General features: G+C 35.7%; 17 protein-coding genes. 12 read left to right on the top strand and 5 right to left on the bottom strand.

Annotated features, from left to right (window positions below; genetic code table 11):
• Positions 1 to 2095: restriction endonuclease subunit R (locus tag NZ579_06895; GenBank protein ID MCS7299663.1), on the top strand; the 2095-nt coding region annotated here is incomplete at its 5' end.
• A 119-nt stretch (positions 2096 to 2214) separates the two neighbouring features.
• Positions 2215 to 2916, top strand: a complete 702-nt coding sequence (gene purQ, locus NZ579_06900; GenBank protein ID MCS7299664.1) for a phosphoribosylformylglycinamidine synthase subunit PurQ — start codon at positions 2215 to 2217, stop codon at positions 2914 to 2916.
• 123 nt (positions 2917 to 3039) lie between these two features.
• Here purQ and NZ579_06905 read toward each other — a convergent pair whose 3' ends face one another.
• Positions 3040 to 3687, bottom strand: a complete 648-nt coding sequence (locus tag NZ579_06905; GenBank protein MCS7299665.1) for a phosphoribosylanthranilate isomerase — start codon at positions 3685 to 3687, stop codon at positions 3040 to 3042.
• A 172-nt stretch (positions 3688 to 3859) separates the two neighbouring features.
• On the opposite strand from NZ579_06905, the gene NZ579_06910 reads away from it, so the two are divergent.
• Positions 3860 to 6865 (top strand): SMC family ATPase, encoded by a 3006-nt coding sequence (locus tag NZ579_06910; GenBank protein MCS7299666.1) that lies wholly within the window; start codon positions 3860 to 3862, stop codon positions 6863 to 6865.
• A 385-nt stretch (positions 6866 to 7250) separates the two neighbouring features.
• On the opposite strand, the gene NZ579_06915 is transcribed toward NZ579_06910, so the two are convergent.
• The gene (locus NZ579_06915) at positions 7251 to 7586 is read right to left on the bottom strand and encodes a hypothetical protein (GenBank protein ID MCS7299667.1); all 336 of its coding nucleotides are present in this window, start codon (positions 7584 to 7586) and stop codon (positions 7251 to 7253) included.
• Positions 7587 to 7719: 133 nt separating this feature from the next.
• Here NZ579_06915 and murI point away from each other — a divergent pair, with 133 nt between their 5' ends.
• Positions 7720 to 8532 (top strand): glutamate racemase, encoded by an 813-nt coding sequence (gene murI / locus NZ579_06920; GenBank protein ID MCS7299668.1) that lies wholly within the window; start codon positions 7720 to 7722, stop codon positions 8530 to 8532.
• Between the two features lie 8 nt (positions 8533 to 8540).
• Here murI and NZ579_06925 read toward each other — a convergent pair whose 3' ends face one another.
• Positions 8541 to 9197 (bottom strand): tetratricopeptide repeat protein, encoded by a 657-nt coding sequence (locus tag NZ579_06925; GenBank protein ID MCS7299669.1) that lies wholly within the window; start codon positions 9195 to 9197, stop codon positions 8541 to 8543.
• A 64-nt stretch (positions 9198 to 9261) separates the two neighbouring features.
• Between NZ579_06925 and NZ579_06930 the strand changes: the two genes are divergently transcribed.
• The 8 genes from NZ579_06930 (at position 9262) to yidC (ending at position 22774) form a co-directional block, all read left to right on the top strand.
• Positions 9262 to 11121, top strand: coding sequence for a HAMP domain-containing protein (locus NZ579_06930; GenBank protein ID MCS7299670.1), 1860 nt, complete (start codon positions 9262 to 9264; stop codon positions 11119 to 11121).
• Between the two features lie 137 nt (positions 11122 to 11258).
• On the top strand, positions 11259 to 11687 hold the full coding sequence (gene rplK / locus NZ579_06935; GenBank protein ID MCS7299671.1) for a 50S ribosomal protein L11: 429 nt from the start codon (positions 11259 to 11261) through the stop codon (positions 11685 to 11687).
• Positions 11688 to 11696: 9 nt separating this feature from the next.
• Positions 11697 to 12407, top strand: a complete 711-nt coding sequence (rplA, locus tag NZ579_06940) for a 50S ribosomal protein L1 (GenBank protein ID MCS7299672.1) — start codon at positions 11697 to 11699, stop codon at positions 12405 to 12407.
• Positions 12408 to 12418: 11 nt separating this feature from the next.
• The gene (rplJ, locus tag NZ579_06945) at positions 12419 to 12928 is read left to right on the top strand and encodes a 50S ribosomal protein L10 (GenBank protein MCS7299673.1); all 510 of its coding nucleotides are present in this window, start codon (positions 12419 to 12421) and stop codon (positions 12926 to 12928) included.
• A gap of 19 nt (positions 12929 to 12947) precedes the next feature.
• On the top strand, positions 12948 to 13346 hold the full coding sequence (rplL, locus tag NZ579_06950) for a 50S ribosomal protein L7/L12 (protein ID MCS7299674.1): 399 nt from the start codon (positions 12948 to 12950) through the stop codon (positions 13344 to 13346).
• Between the two features lie 99 nt (positions 13347 to 13445).
• Positions 13446 to 16979: a DNA-directed RNA polymerase subunit beta gene (gene rpoB, locus NZ579_06955; protein MCS7299675.1), complete on the top strand. Its 3534-nt coding sequence runs from the start codon at positions 13446 to 13448 to the stop codon at positions 16977 to 16979.
• A 24-nt stretch (positions 16980 to 17003) separates the two neighbouring features.
• A complete protein-coding gene (gene rpoC / locus NZ579_06960) occupies positions 17004 to 21194 on the top strand; it encodes a DNA-directed RNA polymerase subunit beta' (protein MCS7299676.1) in 4191 nt (1396 codons plus the stop codon).
• Positions 21194 to 22774 (top strand): membrane protein insertase YidC, encoded by a 1581-nt coding sequence (gene yidC, locus NZ579_06965; GenBank protein ID MCS7299677.1) that lies wholly within the window; start codon positions 21194 to 21196, stop codon positions 22772 to 22774. The genes rpoC and yidC overlap by 1 nt, the downstream gene beginning before the upstream one ends.
• A 4-nt stretch (positions 22775 to 22778) precedes the next feature.
• Here the strand turns inward: yidC and NZ579_06970 are convergent, their stop codons facing one another.
• Together NZ579_06970 and NZ579_06975 are read right to left on the bottom strand one after the other, a co-directional pair.
• Positions 22779 to 23243, bottom strand: a complete 465-nt coding sequence (locus NZ579_06970) for a hypothetical protein (protein ID MCS7299678.1) — start codon at positions 23241 to 23243, stop codon at positions 22779 to 22781.
• Between the two features lie 11 nt (positions 23244 to 23254).
• On the bottom strand, positions 23255 to 23758 hold the full coding sequence (locus NZ579_06975; GenBank protein ID MCS7299679.1) for a hypothetical protein: 504 nt from the start codon (positions 23756 to 23758) through the stop codon (positions 23255 to 23257).
• Between the last annotated feature and the right edge of the window lie 190 nt (positions 23759 to 23948).

Below are 23948 nucleotides of genomic sequence, written 5' to 3' on the forward strand. Positions count from 1 at the left end.
TATACAAGCAGGCTATGGTAAGCATATCTATATCTCTCAATCAGATATAAAAGAATTGGGTATGGACCAAGAATTTGATAAAGACACGAAGAAAATTATTATCCTTAAGCTGTTTGTTCTTTATACACTCATAAAGAAGTCAAAACCTGATAACTACTATCATATACCTTTGATTTTAACCTTGGTCAATTCTGTAAATACAGAGGATTCAGATTTGGAATTATTCTTTGAAGAATTAGAGAGTATTGCTACTAGAAACTTTGAAAGAAGCTTGTTAGATAAAGCACAGAATGAATTGGTAAATGAGTTAAAAGGTGCAAATAATACAAATAATACAAATAATAAGTTAAAAGTTAAATGTGAGTTTGATAATACAGAAATAACAGTAGATGAAAGCATGATAAGGGGAGTATCTTACAATGATATACTTAAGAGTGTATTCAACACAAAGAACAGTGGTAAAATTGAGGTTATAAGGATACCTGGCAATAAACAGGAGTTGGTGCTAAAACTAAAAACAACAGATAAGCCCTTCGCATTGATGAAAATAGGGGATATCTCCGGGTGGATAAGGGAAAAGTTGAAGGGATACGAAATAAATGAAAAATATAACGATGAAAGTTTTTTCAGGAGGCTCAACGAAGATGGTTCAGACATAAATATCTTGATGGGATCTCGTGCTTTCTACGAAGGTTGGGATAGTAATAGACCGAATATTATACTCTATATCAATATTGGTAAGGGAAAGGATGCTAAAAAATTTGTATTACAGTCAATAGGAAGAGGCGTTCGTATTGAACCATTGCCAAACAAGCGAAGAAGATTACAATTCTTGAGAAACAACAATGAAATTGATGATAACACATATAACTCTATCAAAGATAAATCTCAATTACTGGAAACTCTCTTTGTGTTTGGAACGAAGGCAAAGAACTTAAGAGAAGTAGTTGATACTATGAAGGAGGAAAAACAAGAAGAATTATTAGGAGACCTTTTTGAAATAAATCCAAGCATACTGGATGAGTCGAGGAAAATTAGTAAATTGCTACTTATACCTGTGTATAAGGAGAGTGAGAGAGTGTTTTTGCTTGAAAGTAGCGATTTGAGATATCCTATTAGTGAGAAAGATTTAAAACTGCTTGAAGGGTACGTTGGGTATATTGGTGACAAAGTTGCTATCGTTAAATTTGATTGTCAGCCAAAAGTCTTGGGTAGTATAAAGAAGAGTTTTGAGGAAAAAGATAAATACTATAAGATAGATTCAGAAACCCAAAGTATAAATAATCCAGAGATTTTGATGAGACATATTATAAAATTTTTCTCATTAAGGACTATAGAGTTTGATAACTTCAAAAAACTTGAGAATGAAATTATACACTTTAGAAGTGTTAGGATTTCAAAAGATAAGATGAACAATATAATAGGGGAGTATTTGGAAGAAAAGAGAGAATTGAAGGAAAAACTTGAGGGAAAAGAAATAAGCATTGAAGAATATACTAAAGAGATAGAAAATTTAGCAAAGAACTACGGTGAAAAACATAGTTATAACTCTCTAGATATAAAATATATTCAAAACCATTACTACATACCTGTTTTGCTTTCAAGAGATGAAAAACTATTCTATATATCGCACATTATAAGGGCAAAGAGTGAGGTTGATTTTTTAGAGGAATTGGAAGGATATTTAGCGAAGGGAGGGAAATTCTTTAGTAAGTTTGATTGGTGGATTTTCTCTAAAATTGATGAGACACTGGATGAAGTGTATATTCCATACTTCAATCCAAACACTGGCAGAATTGATAAGTTTAAACCTGACTTTATATTCTGGCTTAAGAAAGGCAATGATTATACTATTTTGTTTGTTGATCCAAAGGGGACAGAGTACACAGATGCGTATAGAAAGATAGATGGATACAGAACAATTTTTGAAGAAAATGGCAAACCGAAGGTATTTAAGAAGGATAATTTAAACGTGAGAGTATTGTTGCTTTTGAAAACAAGCGACACTTCAAGAGTTCCTTCAGAATACAAAAAGTATTGGTTTGATGGAAACTGGGATAAGTTATTGGAGTCATTAGAAGAGGTTTTAGTCTAATTTTGGAGATGCTAAAAATTACTAAATGTTTGAGAGGATTGACCAAGAAGAGTTTGTAAGTTTTTTTGAATTTCAATTAGGTTTGATGGTTCGTTTAAAATTAATGCTGGAGTAGTTGTATGTCAAAGGTTGGGGTGATAGTCTTTCCCGGTGTTAACTGCGATATGGATACATTTTATGTTATTAGGAGTGTGCTAGGTGGGAATGTGAGGTATGTTTGGCATACAGAGACGGATCTTTCTGACCTTTCAGCGGTTGTGTTGCCGGGGGGATTTTCGTATGGTGATTACTTGAGAGCTGGAGGACTAGCGAAATTCTCGCCAGTGATGAGTGAGGTTAAGAAAATGGCAGAGAAGGGTTATCCTGTTTTAGGTATATGTAATGGGTTTCAGATACTTGTTGAAGCGGGACTATTACCAGGTGCGTTCTTGAGAAACAAAACTCTCAAGTTCATTTGTAAGTTCCAACACATTAAGGTTGTGAATAACAACACAATCTTTACATCAAAATACAAACACAATCAGGTTCTAACTATCCCAATAGCACACGGCGAAGGTAATTATTATCTTACGGAGGATGACCTAAAGGCTGTTTTGGACAATGACCAGGTAGCGTTCCAATACTGCGATAAGTTCGGTGTTGTGAACGAGGAAACTAACCCAAACGGTTCAATACATAGCATAGCAGGCGTTCTTAATAAAGCGAAGAATGTTCTTGGAATGATGCCACATCCTGAGAGAGCATCAGAGGCAATACTAGGTTCAACCGATGGTAAGTTCATCCTAGAGGCACTCGTTAAAAATTCAGTGCTGGTTAAGTAATAGCGTTAATTCTGTTGTAATATTCTTGATGGTTTAAGATGTTTAGTTGTTGGTAGTTAGGTTTTCATGTGTTCTTTGAATTCAACAGGTAAAATTTTGAAACCTTTTTGGTAAGAGTTTTGGTTATGTATGATTAAAATCTCTTGTTATCTTTGTAAAAACTCCAAATACTTCTTCCATAAGACGATGGTTTTTTACACCAGGGCTGTCTTCTATACCACTTGAAAGGTCTATACCGTATAGATACCTACCATAGGTTTTAAGAATACTCTCAATATTTTCTAAGTTTATTCCACCGGACAGGAATATCTTTTTGTTTCTTACTCTTGAGAAGAGTTCTTCTAGTATTTCTTTTGATATACTTTTGCCTGTTCCGCCATAACTACCTTCAACAAAAGAATCAACCAAAACATACTCACTTTCGCTTTCTATTACTTTTTGTATGTCACTAGTATCTTTGAGTCTAAATGCTTTTATTAAACTAACCCCTTGAGATAAGACTTTACTGATGTAGTCATTGCTCTCTTCACCGTGTAGTTGAACGAAAGCAAGATTGTAAGTTTTTGCTATTTGCACTACCTTATCCAAGTTTTCGTTTACGAAAACACCAACAAAATTTGCTTTTACATTCCTGTGTATATTGTCAAACTCTTCTATTCTTACAAATCTCTTGCTTTTTTCGTAAAAGATTATACCTATTAAATCAACTCCTAGTTTAACAGCAAACTCTATATCTTCAATAATTCTAAAACCACAAAACTTGATCTTCATACTTCAAGGAAAGTTTATTGAAAATACCTTTACCGATTCAATCAGAAAGTATCTTTGTTGTAGACTAGGGTTTTCATTTACTCAGTATAGGCTTTGAACTTTACTACCTTTAAGGTTTGACATTTTCAACATAATGTTTTAGTGTATTATAATTAATGGTAGAGAGGTTTTTATGAGAATAAAGAGTCTCAAGTTAGAGAACTTTGGCTCTTACAAAAATGCCGAGATAGGCTTTACGAAGGTAAGTAATTCTCCTATTGTGATAATAACAGGAGACACTGGTTCAGGTAAAAGCACTATTCTAGATGGAATAGTCTTTAGCCTCTATCAAACTATGTTTAGGTATGGTAGGGATGATATTAAGTCTGTATTGTCTTCACTATCTAACCAGAGTTCTGCATCCTCAGAATTGACGTTTTCCCTTGATAGTAGTAAGTCCGATTATCGCATCAAAAGAACTTTCGATCCCTCTAATGGTTCTAACAGTTATAGTGTTGAGATAAGTAGAAAGAGTTTTGGTGATGATCAGTGGCTTAGGTTTTCTGATACGAAGATGAAACTAGATGAGAAGATAAAGAAGGAGATACTCAAGTGTAGTCCTGAACTATTCTTTAGGTCTGTTGTTTTACCCCAAGGTCAGTTTGCTTCACTACTGAAGACTGATGACCCAGAAACAAGAAGGAAGATTATAATGGAGATATTCTCTGAGGTCAAGATATATGATGAGATTAAAAAACTTATAAGCAAAAAGTATTCAGAGGTAGAAGAGGAATTGAGAACGAGGCGAGATAAAATAAATCATATAAAGGACAGTATTAAAAAATCCATTCAGGACTTGTCTGAACAAGGAGTAGATATTGGAGACATATCAAAGTTTGATCAAGAATTTGATCAGAATTACAATCAGTATCTGAACGATACCTTTGATAGAATTGACAAAAAACTGAAAGAACTGGAAACAAGTAAGCAAGTTCTGGAGAGAGAACGAAATCACAAGCAGGAGGTTCTACAAACGCAAAAATCCGAATTAGATAACATAGAGCAGGTATTGAAAAATTTTGGAATCCTCAAGAGTTCTAGGGAAAGTGCTGTAGAGATTGTTAAAAGTATTAATTCATCGCTTATAAGAAGGATAACTGATATAGATACTAATATACTTAACGCTTTTGCTTCTGGTGATGCGTTAGATTATTCTGAATACATAAACTATGTAAGAGGTATTATTGATGACTTTAAATCCAGAACCGAAACGAATAAGGAAAGTCTGGAAAGAATTATTACTCAATACGAGGTTAGAAGGAAGGATTACCAGAATATTTTAGATTTGGAACAAAAGTTTATAGTGAGTATAAAAAACAACTTTCAGGCTACGAAGTATAAAAGTTTGGTTGATAGTATTACTGGTATTCAAGATGCTAAAAATGTTCTAGAACAGATTTACGATGATGTTCAAACTGAACTTCAAAGCAAAAACAAAGAATTACAGTCTCTAAAAGACGAAAGACTTGATGAGAAGATACAAGAACTTGGCAGACTGGAGGAACTACTCAAGAAAAAGGGAAAGATCGAGAGTGATATAGAAAAGAAAAGCAGAGAGATAGAGAGCTTGGGCGGACAACTGTCTTCACTGAAAAGGGAGATTAAGGAAATTGATGACAAACTTGAAGAGATAAGAAAAAAAGAGATAAAGTATTTTGCATCTAAGATAAAAGCATCTCTGAAAGAAGGTGATACATGCCCCGTGTGTGGAGGTGTCTATCATGGTAAGACTGAGAAGTATGGAAGTGAAAGAAGAAATATTTTAGGGTTTATGAGTAATTCAAATAGTTCCATTTATCGTATGTATAGTATTTTTGATGAACCTAATAAGAAAGATGTTGATTACACAGATTTGTCAGAAAAGATTAAGCAGTTAGAGAGCGACAAAGCAAAAAAGGAAAAAGAATTGTACTCTATAATAGGTGGGATACAATCAATTGAAAAAGATTTGAATAAGCTTAGCGAAGAACTAAAGGCTATAGAAAATGAACTTACTTTAAAAGGAATATTAACGAAAGAGCAATTTGAACAATACGAAGCAAACTTGAAAAAGAAGAGAGAAATTGAGAGAAACTTAGAGAATGAGATTAAATCTCTTGAGTTTTGGCAGAGGTCGTTAAAAACTCACATTTCTAATTTAGAACAACTTATTAATGATAATACTGCCAAAAGACAAGAGATAGAACAATGGAAAGAAGATACATTAGCTAGACTTAAAACTCTGGGATTAGAAATAAAACGGACCTATTCAAAACTAGATGACTTCTTCTGGACTGATTTACACGAAAGTCTTGTCAAGCATAAAAAGGATTTGGAAGGACTTATTTCAGAAATGACTAAAAACTCGGAGGATTTAACAAGACTTGAAGGTGAAAGTAAAACTATACAAAACTACAAAGAACTTGCTAATAGAGATATCAGAAGCCTAGAGGATAATAAGGTAAAGTTGGAGGCATCGATTAGAGAGATAGAAAAGAAGATTAGTTCAATTAGTAGTGAGATATCAGAACTTGATACGAATGTTGGTAGTATTACCCAGCTTAGAAAGGATTTGAGAGATGAACATAAGGAGTTTGATAAAGCCTATGAAGCACTTAAGGAAATTCAGAAAAGATATGATGTTCTGAAGTCCTTGAGTGAAAAGTTTGACACTACAGGTATTATTAATTATGTGGTCAGATTGAAGATGTCAAAGATAGCAGAGAATGTGAATGGATATCTAGTGAAACTTGGTATAAGTGATAAGGTTTTGGAAGTGAATTTTGGAGAAAACGATAGGAGTTTATCATTTTCTGTAAGGCATCTTGTAAGCGATGAGGTTAGGAGTATTAACAGTTTGAGTGGTGGTGAGAGTTTTCTGTTTTCGGTTGCTCTCGCATTTGCTGTCGCAAATGATGTTTTACAGCATCTTGACATAAAATCAATGTTTATAGATGAAGGTTTTGATACTCTTGATGAAGCACACAACACGAACCTCTTCAAATTCCTTGAAGAATTCGCAATGGAGAAAAATATAACAATCTACATAATCACTCACAAGAGAGAAATTGCAGAGAATGCTAACTATCCGAGAATAATAATCTCTAAGGAGAAAGGAGTTTCAAAAGCAGAGATACATAGTCTTAATATGGTACGGTAGTGTGGGGAATTTGTCTTGTATGAGTTTTGCTTTTTTGGTTCTGATTTATTTGTAGTCTAGTAAGGTTTATACTGCTTAGAGGATTAGAGAATATTTTTGCCTTTAGAAACAGATGTAATGGTAGGAATTTGTATAATCTACTATTTAGTGTGTTCAGATGTAGTGCTGTATTGTGTGAAATTATGTCCATCTCCGTAATTTTTTATGAGTTCATGCTAAGGTTTTTTACATAGGTCTATGTATTTATCAATCTTCTTATCGTCCCAGCATGTGGTTTCTTTTAGTCCTTTCCTTATTATTTGAACATACTCTTCATCGGGTTGTCTTATTTGAATCTCGCTACAATCTGTAAATGTTTTTATCTCACCTATTCCTTGTATATTGCCTAATACAATGAGTTTTGGATAGAATGATCTACCTTCTTGATCCAAATTTCTTGAAATTGGTCTTCGCTTATCATCCAAAGTCTGATTACTGCCCATCGCTCTTTGTCTTCTTCACTGTCACAGGATAGAAAAGCAACTCCTTTATTGTTCCACCTTTGAGAGCTTTTGGCAAAAAATACCCTATGAGGAACTCTTATGTATCCCAGATCAATAGGGTCATTCTTGTTACTGCATCCTTTATATTCAACACCTCTGAAAGTGCCACCTTTAATATACACCAAAAACCTCTCTTTAAGTAAATTTGAGCCATAAACTCCATATATTACATAACTCATACTCATATCTCCAAAACATAGGAATTATAGATTACGACGGTTTATTCTAACAAAATTGGTATATGAATTAACGGTCTTATTAGACTGTTAGTGGCTAAACCATTTATAATCCTATCCTTCTTAAGGATTTGGTATGGATAGAAGACCTATTGGGATATTTGACTCTGGGGTTGGGGGGCTTACCGTTCTAAAACAAGTTGTTAGGTTTCTACCTAACGAGTCAATCATCTACCTAGGTGATACTAAACACTTACCATACGGAGACAAATCAAAAGATGCGGTAATAAGGTTCTCAATTGAAAATACGAAGTTTCTCATAAGTCAGGATGTCAAAGCGATAGTAATTGCGTGTAATTCCGCATCCTCTGTCGCAACACCAGTGCTAAAGGAAAAGTTTAACCTACCTATCGTTGATGTCATAGAACCTACAGTAGAGTGCGTTGCAAGCGACTCACCAAAAAGTGTTTTAGTTATTGGAACGATAAGAACTATAAGGTCAAAAGTATTCAACAGTAAAATTACTTCACTTAACAGCAACATAAGTGTAAGTGATAGAGCCTGTCCAGTTTTTGTTCCAATGGTTGAAGAAGGAGCATTCATTGACAAAGATTCTGACCTATACAAAGCGCTAGAGAAAACGATATCGCATTATTTAGCAGACTTCAAGGGTAAGGTTGATAGTGTCATAATGGGATGCACTCACTATCCTCTTATTAGGGATGAGATTGCCTCTTTTATTGGAGATGGTGTAAAGTTGATAGACCCTGGTGAGTGTTCTGCAATTAAACTCAAAGAGATATTGGAGCAAAATGAGATGTTATCTGATGGTTATCATAAATTCACTAAACTTTATGTAACGGACCTTTCAGAACGAACCAGAGAAGTTGTCAAGATGATAATGGGGAATGGAATAGAAATTGAGGAAGTGAATATATCGGAGACTTGAGGAAAGAATTACTTTTCAATATCTTCTAGCGAGGTGTCTTCTAGTGTCTGCTGTTCTGATTTGATTTCAAAGCCATTCTTAATGTCTCCTATGAGTGCGTCTATGTCTTCAAATTCGTCTTTCTCTGATATAATGTCGTGTATAGCGTTTGTTCCAAACTCCTTAAGTAGTGCTAGTGCTTTTCTTATGTTTTCTGATTCTTCGCCATCAGGTGATATCTGTAAATATCTCTCCCAGAAGTTTATGGTTGTATCAGCGTCAAGGAGTCTTAAGGATGACATACCACCATACCAGTAGGTTTTGCTGAAGTTAGGTGCTTTATCTTTTACAAGGTTGAAATAGAAAAGAGAGTTTGAGTAGTCTTTTGAAGTGTAGTATGCGTATCCGAGGTTGAATTCAAAGACCCAAGTTTTCTGTCCGATTATGACACCACTTTTGAATATTTCAACTGCTTTCTTGTAATCTTTTGTTGCTAGGTATGAGTTCCCTAGCATCAGTAGTATATCATCGTTTGTTGTAGTTTTGATGATTCTTTCTAACAAAATCTTTGCCATCTCAAAGTTTGAAGAATAGTAGTAGGATTTTGCCTTTTCAATAGTTTCATTTCCTAGTGCGTTTAGTGATAGTATTAAAAGGGTTGAAATAACCAACACAAACGATTTCACATTATAAATATACGGTATATCTTATCTTTTTTCAAAGATATTTTTATTGAAAAAAGTGTTTGTTATGAATATACTACTTAAAGTGAAGATAGAGGTATTTAAGAATTTTTGGAATAGGTTTGGCATATTTAGAAGAAAACGCAATGAAACAATAAGAAGAGTTCTATTTGGGGTAAGGTTTAGATTAATATTTGGTTTTAGCCTTATATTTTTTGTGTTTATGCTGATTTTGCTAGTTATAACTTATTTTTATCAATACAATCTTCTTCTTTCGGAAAAAGTCAGGAGTGTTAATAATCTGAGTAAGGTGGTAGGTGGGGTTTTTGAGATACTTTTAGAGAAGAGCCTTGATTCATCAAGTCTTGAGATAGAGAGTCAAAAAAGGTTTGTTGAGTCAAACATAGAGAACTTTGTAAATTTAAACGAGGATGTTCTGGAAGTTGTGTTAACAGATAGGAAAGGGAAGAGAGTTTTTTCGAGAGGTAAGAAGGTTGTTTCCAAGAGAATTTTGGATACTATTTCTAGAGATAACAGAGAGCAGATAATTAGTATTACGGTAACTAATGCTCAAAAAAGTTTTGAGAAAGGTATATACGATTGTAGGGTTATATCGCTTCCTATTCAGCAGACTTCTGGGCTTTTGGTAAGTGTTAATGAAGATTTTGATAGGTATGTTAAGAAGATGTATGAGGTAGGTGCAGGAACAAGTCAGAGGGAAAGAGTCTATGAGTTGTTAAGGGATAAGTACAAAGAGTTTCTGAATGAGAAGGATAAGGTTTTGTCAAATGATATTGATTATCTTTTCTTGAATTTATACAGGTATCTTAAGGATAAGGATAATTTAGTTATACCTAGAAATGAGATGTATCTTCTGAACCATAGGTGGTTGCTTGCCGAGAAAAAAAGAATAGAGGTAGGTATAAAGGAGGGAAACTTGACTCTGGTTAAGAACTCCTATGATAAGATATTTCAAAACTTGTCAAGGTTGAGAGAATATGGGGAGAGGAGTAGGTTTATAGGTTTTAATGTTGTGGCTTTTAATATAACTTCGCTTTCAGAGGAGATTTCTAACAACTTGATGGTTTTAGTAATTGTATTTTTGTCTGTATATGTTTTGAGTGTTATTATAATTTTTGTTGTCTCAAGGGTTTATGTTGAGAATATTAAGAAATTGGAGAGTTGGGGTATAGAGGTAAGTAAGGGTAATTTATCTGCGAAAGTAGAGGTGAAATCTAATGATGAGATAGGAAGATTGTCGGATGTGTTTAATTACATGCTGGATGAGATAGTCTCAAGGTATCATTTAGAGAAATTTGTTTCTAAGAGCACTGTTAGTATGATAAAGGATAAGAGAGACAAGACAATTTCTTTAGGCAAGGTAGGAAGAAAGAATTTGGCATTTCTGTTTAGTGATGTTAGGGGGTTTACTTCGTTTTCGGAGAAGAATGATCCAGAAGTTGTCGTTGAGGTTTTAAACACTTACTTAGATATTCAGGCGAGAATAATAAAAAAATACAAAGGAGATATTGATGATTTTGTAGGTGATCAAATAATGGCGCATTTCAGTGGTGAGAAAAGAGCAGATACTGCTGTAAAAGTTGCGATAGAGATAGTTAATTCTATAAAGAAGTTGAACGAAGAAAGACAGAAAGAAGGTTTGCCTACTTTTGAGGTAGGTGTTGGTATTCATATAGGTGATGTTGTTGTTGGTAATGTTGGCTCTGAATTTAGGATGGACTTCGCCTGTGTAGGTGATGCTGTTAATACTTGTTCTAGGTTGTGTTCTGTTGCAAAACCGATGGAAATAATTGCATCAAAAGATATAATTGAAAAATCTAGCAAAAACTTCAACTATCAGAAGATACCTCCTATACCATTGAAAGGAAAAGAGTATCCATATGAAGTGTATAGTGTGATACCATAGATTACAAACTTGATTTTCATAGGAATTTTTGTATTTTGTTTTTAAGTATTTGATAGAGACTTTGAATGTAATGTTGTTATTCAGATTTTGAGTAAATTTGACTTTGTTTTTATTCTGGTGTTATAATTTACTCCACTATGCCCAAAAAAGAAGTAAAAGCTGTTGTAAAACTTCAGATACCCTCAGGTGAAGCAACTCCTGCACCACCGGTAGGTCCTGCTCTTGGACAGCACGGTGTGCCAATAATGGATTTTGTGAAGAAGTTTAACGAGGCTACCGCATCACAGAAAGGTCTTATTGTTCCAGTAGTCATAACTGTTTATACTGACAGAACTTATGAATTCGTTGTGAAAACACCTCCAACTTCAGTTCTGATAAAGAAAGAGTTAGGAATAGATAAAGGTTCCTCTTCTCCTAACCTTCAAAAGGTTGGAAGGTTGACAAAGGACCAGGTTAGGAAGATAGCACAGATAAAACTTCCTGACACTAATGCTGATAGTATTGAAGCAGTTGAAAGAATGGTTATAGGGACTGCCAGGAATATGGGCGTAGAGGTTGAGGAATAGGGGGACAGTATGAGTAATAGAAGCAAGAGATATACAAGTATTGTCTCTTTGGTTGATAAAGAGAAGTCATATGCTCTTGATGAAGCTCTTGATGTTGTTATTAAGTCTGCGAATGCGAAGTTTGATGAAAGCATTGATGTTGCGATCAAAACTGGTATAAAACAAGGACAGTCTGTCAGAGGCAGTGTCTCTCTACCGCATGGGACTGGTAGGCAAGTTAAGGTTTTGGTTTTTGCTAAAGGAGATAAAGCAAAGGAAGCTAGAGAGGCTGGTGCAGATTATGTTGGTGCTGAGGATTTGATAGATAAAATTCTGAAAGAGCAGTGGGTAGATTACGACGTTGTGATTGCTACTCCTGATATTATGAAAGATGTTTCTAAACTAGGTCCTATTCTTGGAAGAAAAAAACTTATGCCCAATCCGAAAGTTGGAACAGTTACATTTGATATTGCTAAAGCAGTTCAGGAATTTAAAAAAGGAAAGCTTGAGTTTAGGACTGACAAGACAGGGAATATCCATGTCTCTGTCGGAAAAAAGAGTATGGGGAAAGATAAGTTGAGAGATAATATTCTTGTATTAGTTAGGGAAGTTGTTAAAGCAAGACCTTCTGATTACAAAGGTGAGTTTGTAAAAAACATAAGTATCTCTTCAACTATGGGCCCTGGGGTTAAGGTAAATAGAACTCAAGTTATACAAGAAGCAAATAAAGTGAGTGTCTAGTGGAGGTATCTATGCCAAGTAAAAGGAATATCCAAATCTACGAGGATATAAAGAAGCTTCATACCAAATATGGAGGAAACTTAATTTTTGTTGATTTCACTGGTATGACTGTTGAGTCTGTAAATAACTTGAGAAGAGAGATAAAAAAAATAGGGGCATTCTACAAGGTTGTTAAGAATACGATCGCTTATAAGTATTTTAAGACCGATGTAGGTCTTGAGATACAGTTTGTTGGTGTGAATGGTATTGTTTTTTCAAATGATACATCTTTCTTTGAGGTTCTAAAGTACTTAGTTAAACTTGAGAAAGATAATCCGTTGAGGATAAAGAGTTCAATCTTTGAAGGGGTTTTCTACAACAGAGACCAGACTATAGAGATGTCAAAACTACCTTCAAAGAAGGAACTTATCGGGTATGTGTTGGGTGCTGTGAATGGTGGTGTATCTTCTTTCGTATATACATTGAATAATGTTATACAAAGTTTTGTCCTCGTCCTCAAAGGTATTGAGGAGAAGAAATAATTCTTTAGGAGGTATGTTTATGGCGACAAAGTTGTCAGTTCAAGATTTGGTTGATGTGATATCAAATATGACTGTTATGGAGTTAGTTGAGCTTAGGAAAGCACTTGAAGAGAAGTTTGGCGTGAGTGCTGCGATGCCTGTTGTTTCTGCTGTTGGTGTTGCTCCTGCTGGTCAAGCTGCCGCTGCTGCTGAACCAGAAGAAAAGACAAATTTTGACATTTATATAAAAGAAGTTGGAGATGCTAAACTTCAGGTTATTAAGGTTGTTAAGGATATTACAGGTCTTAGCCTTAAGGATGCAAAAGATATAGTTGAGAGTGGTGGGCAGAAACCAGTTAAGCAGGGTGTTCCAAAGGATGAAGCAGAGAAGATTAAGAAGTCCATTGAAGAAGCTGGTGCTGTTGTTGAACTTAAGTAGTAAGAGGACTAGTGTCCTCATCCCTCTATAAAGTTCTTTCATGATGTTATGTTTTTTGCCAACATATTTGTCTTCTTTTATCCTTGTTAGAGGTGTAGTATGAAATTTCAAAAAAAGTATTTTGGTAAAGTTAAGTTTAATTATGATGTCCCCTATTTGCTTGACCTTCAGAAGAAATCATACGAGTCATTTCTTCAGATGGATGTGAAGCATGAAAAGAGAGAGAACAAAGGTTTAGCAAAGTTATTCAGAAGTTTCTTCCCCGTTAGAGTTGGTGAGGTTGAGTTTGATGTGGTCTCTTATTCAATAGAAAAACCGTTTCATACTCCTAATGATTGTATAAAGAGGAACTTAACATACTCTGCACCGGTAAGAGTTACCTTTAGAATATCAAATAGTAGAACAAAAGAAGTGATAGAAAAGAAGAATGTGTATATTGGTGATATTCCTTTGATGACAGATAGAGCTACTTTTATCATAAACGGTGTTGAGAGAGTTATTGTTAGTCAGATTATAAAATCATCTGGTATCATCTTCAGTAATAGAAAAGGAGAGTTATCTTGTAAGATTGTTCCCGAGAAAGGAATGTGGCTTGAGTTTGGTATATCCTTGAGAAAGGAACTTATGTATTTTAGCATAGATAACAAGAAAAAGATGCTACTTACCTATTTCCTAAGGGCCATTGGAATGAACACTGAAGATATTATAAAGAACTTTTTTGAATATGAGGTTATTGATCTTTCAAAGGGTATTCCTCATAATGTTAAGTCCTTTTACTTGTATGAGGATGTAAAGGATGATGATGGTAATGTAATATTTCTTGCTGGTAGTAAGGTCTCAACATCTGCTAAATCACAAGTTCAGGTCAAAGAAAACTATGTTATAGATTCAGAGACTTTCTTGAAAACTATATCTACCTTGAGTAATAGGAAGATTAAGATAATTTCAGAAGAGAGTATAAAGAGTACTCAGCCATTTTTCAATACCTTCAGAAGAGAACTTGAAACTATCGCTGAATATACATCAGATAATGATGTTGTTAGTTACACAAGGGAAGAAAAACTATTAGAGAGAGCTATAAAGAAAATAGCTGACCAGGTAAGGTCAATCTCTTACTTGAGCAACCCAACAAGAGATAATATACTGAAGGAGATACAGAGACAATTGTATGATGTTAGAAATTTTGACCTAGGTGAGGTTGGTAGATATAAACTTGTTCTCAGGCTATACAAGGATGTTCCTGAGAGTAAGAAGCAATCTCTCAAGAAATCTTTGAACCTTCTACAAGAAGATATAGTTAGAGCAATTAAAACGCTACTTCAGATATACTCAAGCAATGAAATAGTTGATGACATAGACCATCTCAGTAACAGAAGGATTAAAGCAGTAGGTGAGCTTGTCTATCAGCAACTTCTGCCAACATTTGCCAAACTTCAAAAGATAGTAGAAGATAAGCTAAGTGCGGATGACAGAGGAGACAGTGCTATACAATCAATTATAATGTCTAAACCTTTCAGTTCTGCGTTAAATGAGTTTTTTGGAACCAATCAGCTATCGCACTTTATGGATCAGATAAATCCTCTGTCAGAGCTAACGAATAAGAGAAGGGTATCCGCTTTGGGACCTGGAGGTTTCACAAGGGAACGAGCAGGTTTTGAAGTTAGAGATATACACTATTCACACTACGGTAGATTATGTCCGATTGAGACGCCTGAAGGACAGAACATAGGTTTGATACTTTCGCTTGCAACCTATGCAAAAGTCAATGAGTATGGCTTTATTGAGACACCGTATAGGGTCGTTTCAGATGGTAAGGTTACAGAAGAGGTTAGATATGTTAATCCTATAGATGAGGAGGATTATTATATATGTCAATCTACTGAACCTATTGATGACGAAGGTTTTCTTGCGAATAATGAAGTTCAAGTTAGATACAGAGGTAAATTCCTTAAGGTTCCAAGAGAGAAAGTCCAGCTTATGGATGTTTCGCCTAAACAACTATTTAGTGTTTCAACGTCTCTTATACCTTTCTTAGAGCACGATGATGCTAACAGAGCGTTAATGGGGTCTAACATGCAGAGGCAAGCAGTTCCATTGATTAAGCCTCAAGCACCTATAGTTGGCACTACCATGGAAGAAGTTGTTGCTAAGCAAGTTGGTTATGGAGTTGTTGCTGAGAAGTCTGGTGTTGTCAAGAAGGTTTCTTCTACTTACATAGTCGTTCAAAACGATGATGGAACTGAAAAAAGGTATGATCTGATGAAGTTTTATAGCACTAATAATAATACATGCTACAATCAAAGACCGATTGTCAATAAAGGACAGAAAGTTGAGAGAGGACAAGTTATTGCTGACGGTCCTGCTATGGATAACGGAGAATTGGCGTTAGGAACTAACCTACTTATTGCATACATGCCGTGGTATGGGTATAACTACGAGGATGCTATCACGATAAGTGAAAGACTTGTTAAAGAAGACTTGCTTACGTCCATACACATTTACGACTATGAGGTTGCGGTTAGAAGTACGAAATTTGGTGATGAAGAGATAACAAGAGAAATTCCTGGTGTTTCTGAGGATAAACTATTACATCTTGACGAAGAAGGAATAGTCAGGATAGGTTCTCATCTTAAGTCAGGTGATATAATTGTTGGTAAAATAACGCCGAAGAGTGAGGAGGTTGATAGTCCTGAATTTAAGCTCATTAAGGTAATATTTGGTGAGAAGTCAAGGGAAGTTAAAGACTCTTCATTGAGAGTTCCTCACGGTGAAGGTGGTATTGTTATTGGTGTTGATAGGTTTTCAAAGAAGAACAAAGATGAACTTCCTATAGGTGTTAAGGAGCTTGTCAAGGTTTATATTGCTCAGAAGAGAAAAATAAAAGTGGGAGATAAGCTTTCAGGAAGACACGGAAACAAGGGAGTGATAGCTAAGATCGCACCTATTGAGGATATGCCTATGCTACCCGACGGGACACCTGTTGATATTGTTTTGAACCCGCTAGGTGTGCCTTCTAGAATGAACCTAGGGCAGCTTTTTGAAACGATGCTAGGATGGGCTGGTATCAAACTTGGGTATCAGTATAGGATACCTGTTTTTGAAGGCCCTAGCTATGAAGAGGTCAAGGAAGAATTGAGAAAGGCAGGTCTTCCAGAGACATCAAAGGTTAGGCTTAGGGATGGTAGAACTGGTGAATATTTTGAGTCTGAGGTTATGGTCGGGTATCATTACATAATGAAACTTGTTCATATGGTTGATGATAAGATACATGCAAGGTCAATAGGTCCTTATGCTCTCATAACACAGCAGCCACTTGGTGGTAAGGCACAGTTTGGTGGTCAGAGACTTGGAGAAATGGAGGTTTGGGCTCTTGAGGCTTATGGTGCTTCAACACTTCTACACGAGATGCTTACAGTTAAGTCAGATGATATTGAGGGTAGAGTAAAGGCTTATGATGGAATAACCAAAGGAAAGTATGTCTCTCAATACAATATACCCGAATCGTTTAAGGTTCTTGTTAATGAGATGAGGGGATTGCTACTTGACCTTGAAGTTTTTGATAGAGATGGAAATTATGTTTATATATTCCCTAAAGACAGGCATGTTCACGCAACAAAAAATAAAAGGAGCTAATCTCCTTATTATTTGGGGGTATTTATGAGTGTAGGGGTAGCTAGAAAAACTGGTGAGTTTGATGTTAGGAATATTAAGAAAATAAGAGTTTCTATATTCTCTCCTGATATTGTCAGAGCATATTCCTACGGTGAGGTTAAGAAACCTGAAACAATAAATTATCGCACACTGAAACCTGAAAGAGATGGACTGTTCTGTGAGAGGATATTTGGTCCTACTCAGGACTACAGGTGCCATTGTGGCAAATTCGCTTCTAAGAGGTATAAAGGTATAGTTTGTGATAAATGTGGTGTTGAGGTCACTGAATCAAAAGTTAGGCGCGAGAGAATGGGACATATTGATTTAGTATCACCTGTTGTCCATATATGGTTCTACAAGATAGTTCCTAGTAGGATTGGTCTTATACTTGGTGTTGGTTCTACTGCTGAGCTAACGAGTGTTATATACCACGACGGTTATATCGTCATAGACCCAGGAGATGTTCCTGAACTTAAAAGGTTTCAGATCATAACTGATAGTGACTACGAGAAGTATCAAGAGAAGTATAGGGGTAGATTCATAGCAGAAACTGGGGCAGAAGCCATAAAACAGGCATTAGAGATTATAGACCTTGAGGCTATTGAGAAGCAGTTAAGGAGAGAAGTTGAGGAGTCTGGTGAGAAAGCAGACCCTAAAACTATAAAAAGGCTTGACATTATAACGAGTCTAATAAAGTCTGGTGTTAAGCCTGAGTGGATGGTTATAGAATCGCTTCCTGTTATACCACCGGAGCTTAGACCTATGGTTTTGTTGGATGGGGGTAGGTTTGCTTCATCTGACCTTAATGAACTTTATCGTAAGATAATAAACAGGAACAACAGATTGAGGAAAATAATATCTCTTGCTGCTCCTGAGATAATAATAAAGAGTGAAAAGAGACTACTACAGGATTCAGTTGATGCTTTGATTGATAACTCAAGAAAGAAGAACCCTGTTAAGTCATCTTCAGGCAAGGTTATGAGATCCCTTGCGGCTCTTCTCAAGGGTAAGCAAGGTAGGTTTAGACAGAACTTACTTGGTAAGAGAGTTGATTACTCTGGTAGATCTGTTATAGTCGTTGATCCGAAGTTGAAGTTATGGCAGTGTGGTATTCCTAGAAGAATGGCTGTTGAGCTTTTCAAACCGTTTATAATGAAGGAGTTAATAGCTAGAAAGTATGCTTTTAACATCAAGCAAGCTAAAAACATATCTGAGACATACTTTGATCCGAGAGTTCATGAGTGCCTAGAGGCAGTAATAAATAAACATCCAGTTCTGCTAAATAGAGCTCCAACACTCCATAGGTTAAGCATAGAAGCATTTGAACCTGTGTTAGTTGAGGATAGCTCCATTCACTTACATCCACTTGTCTGTCATCCTTATAATGCTGACTTTGATGGAGACCAGATGGCTGTCCATGTTCCGCTTTCACCTGAAGCACAGGTAGAAGCTTGGGTTCTACTACTATCTGCTAGAAATTTACTTAAGCCAGCGACAGGTGAGCCCATAATGTTCCCAACTCAAGATATGGTTCTAGGTATGTTCTTTTTAACAAAGTCAATACCTCAGGATGGTGAAGAAAAGAAACCTACAAGAATATTTGGTTCATTTGATGAGGTTAGATACCTATGGGAGAGTGGTAAACTTAATACTTACGATAACATAATTTTTGTTTATAAAGGACAGAAAATAGAGACTACTGTAGGTAGAGTCGTGTTTAACTCTATGCTTCACGACAGCTTAAGGTTTATTAACAAAAATCTTACTAATAAAGATCTCAATAATCTTGTCAAAGAGTGTTATTTGAAGTGTGGTAGGTGGGAGACTGTTAAACTACTTGAGAACATGAAGGAAGTAGGTTATTACTATGCTACTAGAAGAGCATCAACAATATCGCTTGAAGATATCAAGGTGCCTAGTCAGAAGTATGAGCTTATAAATAAAGCAGAGATGGAAGAGTCTAAAGTTGATGAGGACTTCAAAAAAGGTTTTATAAACGCAGATGAAAGGTTTAACAAGATAATAAGCATATGGTCGCATGTTGGTGATAAACTTAAGAAAGAGGTTGAGAACACTTTGAGAGAGGATCAGAAGGGTTTAAACCCTGTTTATGCTATGATGACATCTGGTGCTAGAGGTAATAGAGAACAAGTCAAGCAGCTTGCTGGTATGAGAGGTCTTATGTCAAAGCCATCTGGTGAGATAATAGAACTTCCTATTAAGTCAAACTTCAAGGAAGGACTTGGACTTTGGGAATACTTCATATCGGCACATGGTGGTAGGAAAGGACTTGCGGATACTGCTCTTAAGACATCGGAAGCTGGTTACCTAACGAGAAAACTTGTTGATATTGCACATTCCGTTGTTGTGACAGAAGAAGACTGCGGGACAGCCAAAGGCATAGCTGTATCGGAAGACGATGAAGGTGGTAGAGAAGGAATGATTGAGAGGATAATTGGTAAAACATCGCTTCTTGATGTTCACGACCCGCAGACTGGTGAGATCATAGTTAAGGCAAACGAGATCATAGACTTTGAGAAAGCAAAGCTCATAGATAGGAGTGGGATATCAAGGGTAATGATAAGACATGTTTTGACTTGTGAGTCTGAAAATGGAGTTTGTGCTAAGTGTTACGGATGGGATCTAGCTCATAATAAGCCAGTCCAGATTGGTGAGGCTGTTGGTATTGTTGCAGCACAGTCAATAGGAGAACCAGGAACACAGCTTACGATGAGGACATTCCATACGGGTGGTATTGCATCAGCAATCGTTGAGAAAAGCTGGATAGACTTCAATGTTCCAGTATTTATAAACGATATATCAAAGTGTTATGTTATTAATCAGGATGGAGAAAAAGTAACCACGAGGAAAGGTAATCTATCAGTCTATAAAGTTCTTTCAAAAGTGTCTGACAAGCTTTCTGCTACTTATCACGTCTATAATACTAATGAGTTTAAGAAGGTAAACATAAATGATGGTGAGTTCAAAGAGTTTGAGGAAGGGGATATAATTGCCATATTCAACAACGGCAGTGAACTAAAGGCATGGGAGTATCTCAAGGCAGGTATATCTCAAGGTAAATTGTTTATTACTGAATCTGAGGAGACGCTTGTTAGAATACCAATTGGTTCGGTTATACTGGTAAATGAAGGTGACCTTGTTGAGAGTAATGTCCCTGTTGCTAGATTTGATCCATACAATGAACCCATAATATCAGAACAGGAAGGAGTTGTGTTGATAGAAGAAGATACTACAAAACCTTCAGCGCAGAGAGACAAAATATTGAGAATACTTGATGATTTTGGTAATGTTAGGTCAGTTGATTTTGTCCCTGCAGATGCTGAACTCAGGGTTAGGAATGGTGATAGGGTTAAGGTGGGTGAGATACTCGCAAAGAGAAGTAGATCAAAGAGAAGGACTTATGACATAGTTTCAGGTCTTCCTAGAGTTACTAATCTATTTGAAGCAAGAGGTATAAAGAACCAGAGTGTCTTGTCAAAGATATCAGGCACTGTCCAAATAGAGATAGATAAAGGTAAGGTTGTAGTGGTAGTTGAGGATGATTTTGGTAATAGGGTTAGACATAAGATACCTTCAGGAAGGTACCTGTATGTTAGGAATGGGGATAGAGTTACAGTTGGTGAAGAGTTGTGTGATGGTGAAAAGGCACTTCAAGGTATGCTACAGGTTCTCGGTGTTGAAGAAGTTTCAAAGTATTTACTCAATAAAATACAGAGCATATACCGAGACCAGGGTGTGAAGATAGATGATAAACATATAGGTATTATTATAAGACAGATGGTTAGGAAGGTTAGAATTGTTGAGCCTGGAGATACAAGGTTTATACTTGGGCAGATCGTTAGCGTTGGTGAGTTTGAAAGAGTGAATAATGAGATAATACAGCAGGGTGGTGTTCCCGCTAAAGGCAGAATAATAATACTTGGTATCTCTCGTGCTGCACTGACAAGTGAGAGCTTCTTGTCTTCGGCGTCATTCCAGGAAACTCACAAAGTTCTAACAGAAGCAGCAATAAAAGGTTCAGAAGATTATCTAAGGGGTCTAAAGGAAAACCTGATAGTTGGAAGACCTGTTCCTGTTGGAACTGGTTCTCCTAACTATGAGACCATAGACTTCAAGAGAAAAGAAGAGGAAGATGAGAAAATTGTTATTGACTTCCTTGGAGAGGGAGTTGCTTGATGTCAAGAGAAACTAGGCTTTTCCTTTTCCTCGTCCTATGGTTGGGAATAGTCCTTGCTTTTATATGGCTATTTCCAACTGATAGGAGGATTAATACTTCACAGGTTCAAACTAATACGAACCAAGTAGTAAGCGAACTGACGAATAGGTTGGTTAATCTTTATGTTAAACCCTTTGAAGAATTGATTGATACGAACAATATTAAACTCACAGTTAGAGAGAGAGGAGTGAAGAGTATATACTTTTCATACGAAAGTAGAGAGTATGAGTTATCTTCCTCAAATTATGTTTTAATGCCATTTTCTGTGGTTTTAGACTCTATACTTTTTATAACTAATATCTTTCTGGAGCCTATATTGTTTGAAAAGAATGGTATTTCTAGAGTTGAAAAGGACGGTTTAAAGTATGTAATTACGAGAGAGATTATACCTGTTTCAAACTATGTTTTTGATATTGTTATAAAGGTCAAGAACGAATACTCAAGACCTATAGTTTTCAATGGATTTTCGTTGGTTTTCAGTGGTCCTTTGGGGCCTGATACTTCTGATGAACAGCATACCTATTTTGCTTTGAGAACAGGCTATGTTGACAAGAGTAGCAACATAGTTGAAACACTTACGACTTCAATATTCACAGGAACTGAGAGATTTGCTGTGAAAGAGGAAGTGTTAGGTGTCTGGATGGAGAATAGATATACAGTTGTTGGTATAGTTACCACTAATGATAGATTTAGGTCTGAGTTTGTCGTTAGGGATACGAAGTATGGTTATAACAAAGTTATGTCTTTAAGATCACCGTCAGAAATACTAAAGGAAAAGTCTGAGAAGGTATACACATTTAGAGTTCTTGTAGGACCAAGAAAAAATGAGATTTTACATTCCTTTGGTTATGGTTTTAGTGGACTTGAGGATGGGGGTATACTTAGGCCTATATATGATTTCTTAAAGTTTTTGATGAAGCTATTGTTCGGTATAGCTGGTAATTGGGGGGTTGCGATAATATTATTGTCTGTTGTTATAAAACTCTTACTTGAACCGCTTAGTATAAAAGCAGCCGTTTCAATGAAGCGCTTTCAGCTTATTGCTCCGAAAATAAAAGAAATACAGGAGAAATATAAGAGTGATCCTAAGAAGATGAACGCAGAAATAGCAGAATTGTATAAGGTTTATGGTGCTAATCCAGCCTCAGGTTGTCTTCCTTTACTTTTACAGATACCTATATTTATAGCATTGTATAATGTCCTATCAGGTTTCATTGAACTTAAGGGGCAGGGCTTGCTTTGGATAAATGACCTTACCAAGCCTGATACTGTTCTATACATAAAAGCGCTAGAAGGAACTTTTATACTACCAGCATCAATAAATCTTCTTCCTATAATAATGACAGCGTTTTCTCTGCTTCAGACTTACATAACTTCTTCTAAAGCACAGACACAACAAACAGTTGTGATGTGGATATTGCCGGTAGTATTTATGTTTATATTCTGGAACTTGCCATCTGCTTTAGTTCTGTATTGGACTATACAGACAATTTTGAGTATCGTTGAACAGTATGTTATAAACAAGGTCATTAAATACTAGTCTTTTAGAATTCCTTTGAAAACCTATCAACTGCTTTTGCTGCTTCTTTTATTCCATGTATTAAGGTTTTTGTGCTGACATCAATACTATTAATTTTTACTGCGTATACTAGTATTATCCCATCATCGCTTTCTACTATTGAAAAAGCACCATATTCAGCATATGAACTATCGTAGTATCCACTAGTATATAATGATTTGATTGCTATATCAAGTGATAGAGTGTTATAGGTTTTTATACTAGTAAATATGCTTACATAAAAACCATAGCTGATGATAAATACTGGCTTAGAATTATAATAAACTATCCATGTATTGGTAGAGTTTTGAAGCCCAAATTTGTAGGAACTCTCACTATAGTTTCTGAGGATATTGTCTATCTTTTTGTTAAGGTCACTATTTCCAAAACTTGAGATCGTCAATACTGATAATACTGATATTGTAAGTATTATAAAGAAGATTCTAGTCATATAAGCCCCCCTTAGTACTTTCTTTCTTTTATTATATCTTTATATACTTTTGTGAATAATGAACCGATAAGTAATGTTGTTTGATATATATAGCTGCTAAAATTAGACCTTCTGAGAGTGATATTATAGACAAGATACCATTTACCAGACGTTTTAAAGAGGGAAAAGAAACCTCTTTCAACTGAGGAAGTATTAGCTTTTAGGAAAAAGGATAATTCTTTAAGGTCTGATTGTGTTATCTCTCTGTATTCTTTGAGAAAGGTGAAAATATAGATCAAGTCTGTTTCAAAGTCACCGCTATTTGGCCAAACTTCAACAAAAAACTCGTATTCAGAGTCACTGAGATTGTATTTTACCTTCCAAGCCTTGTCGGAAATTTTGGATACAAATTTGTAGTCTTTGTCGTCAAGTTTAGTGATAATATTCTCTATCTCGCTTAGAGAAGATGGAAGTGCTTTGTTAGCAAGAACAAGCACCAAGAGTGTAAGTAAGCAAAAAACTGAAATTATTCTCATAAAAACCTCCTTCCTTGGAGGATATTCTATAGAAGAGAAGGTAAAATTTCAACTAAAGACGAGAAAATTGTGAAAATACCTTAACAGGTATCTAGAGAACATATGAAAACAGACTTGTAGTTATTTGCTAGAGCAACACTTGATAGACACTAAAAGTATTAACTATACCCAAATAACTCTCAAATTTTGG

It is taken from the genome of Spirochaetota bacterium, from assembly GCA_025061835.1.
GTDB lineage: Bacteria > Spirochaetota > Brevinematia > DTOW01 > DTOW01 > SKYB106.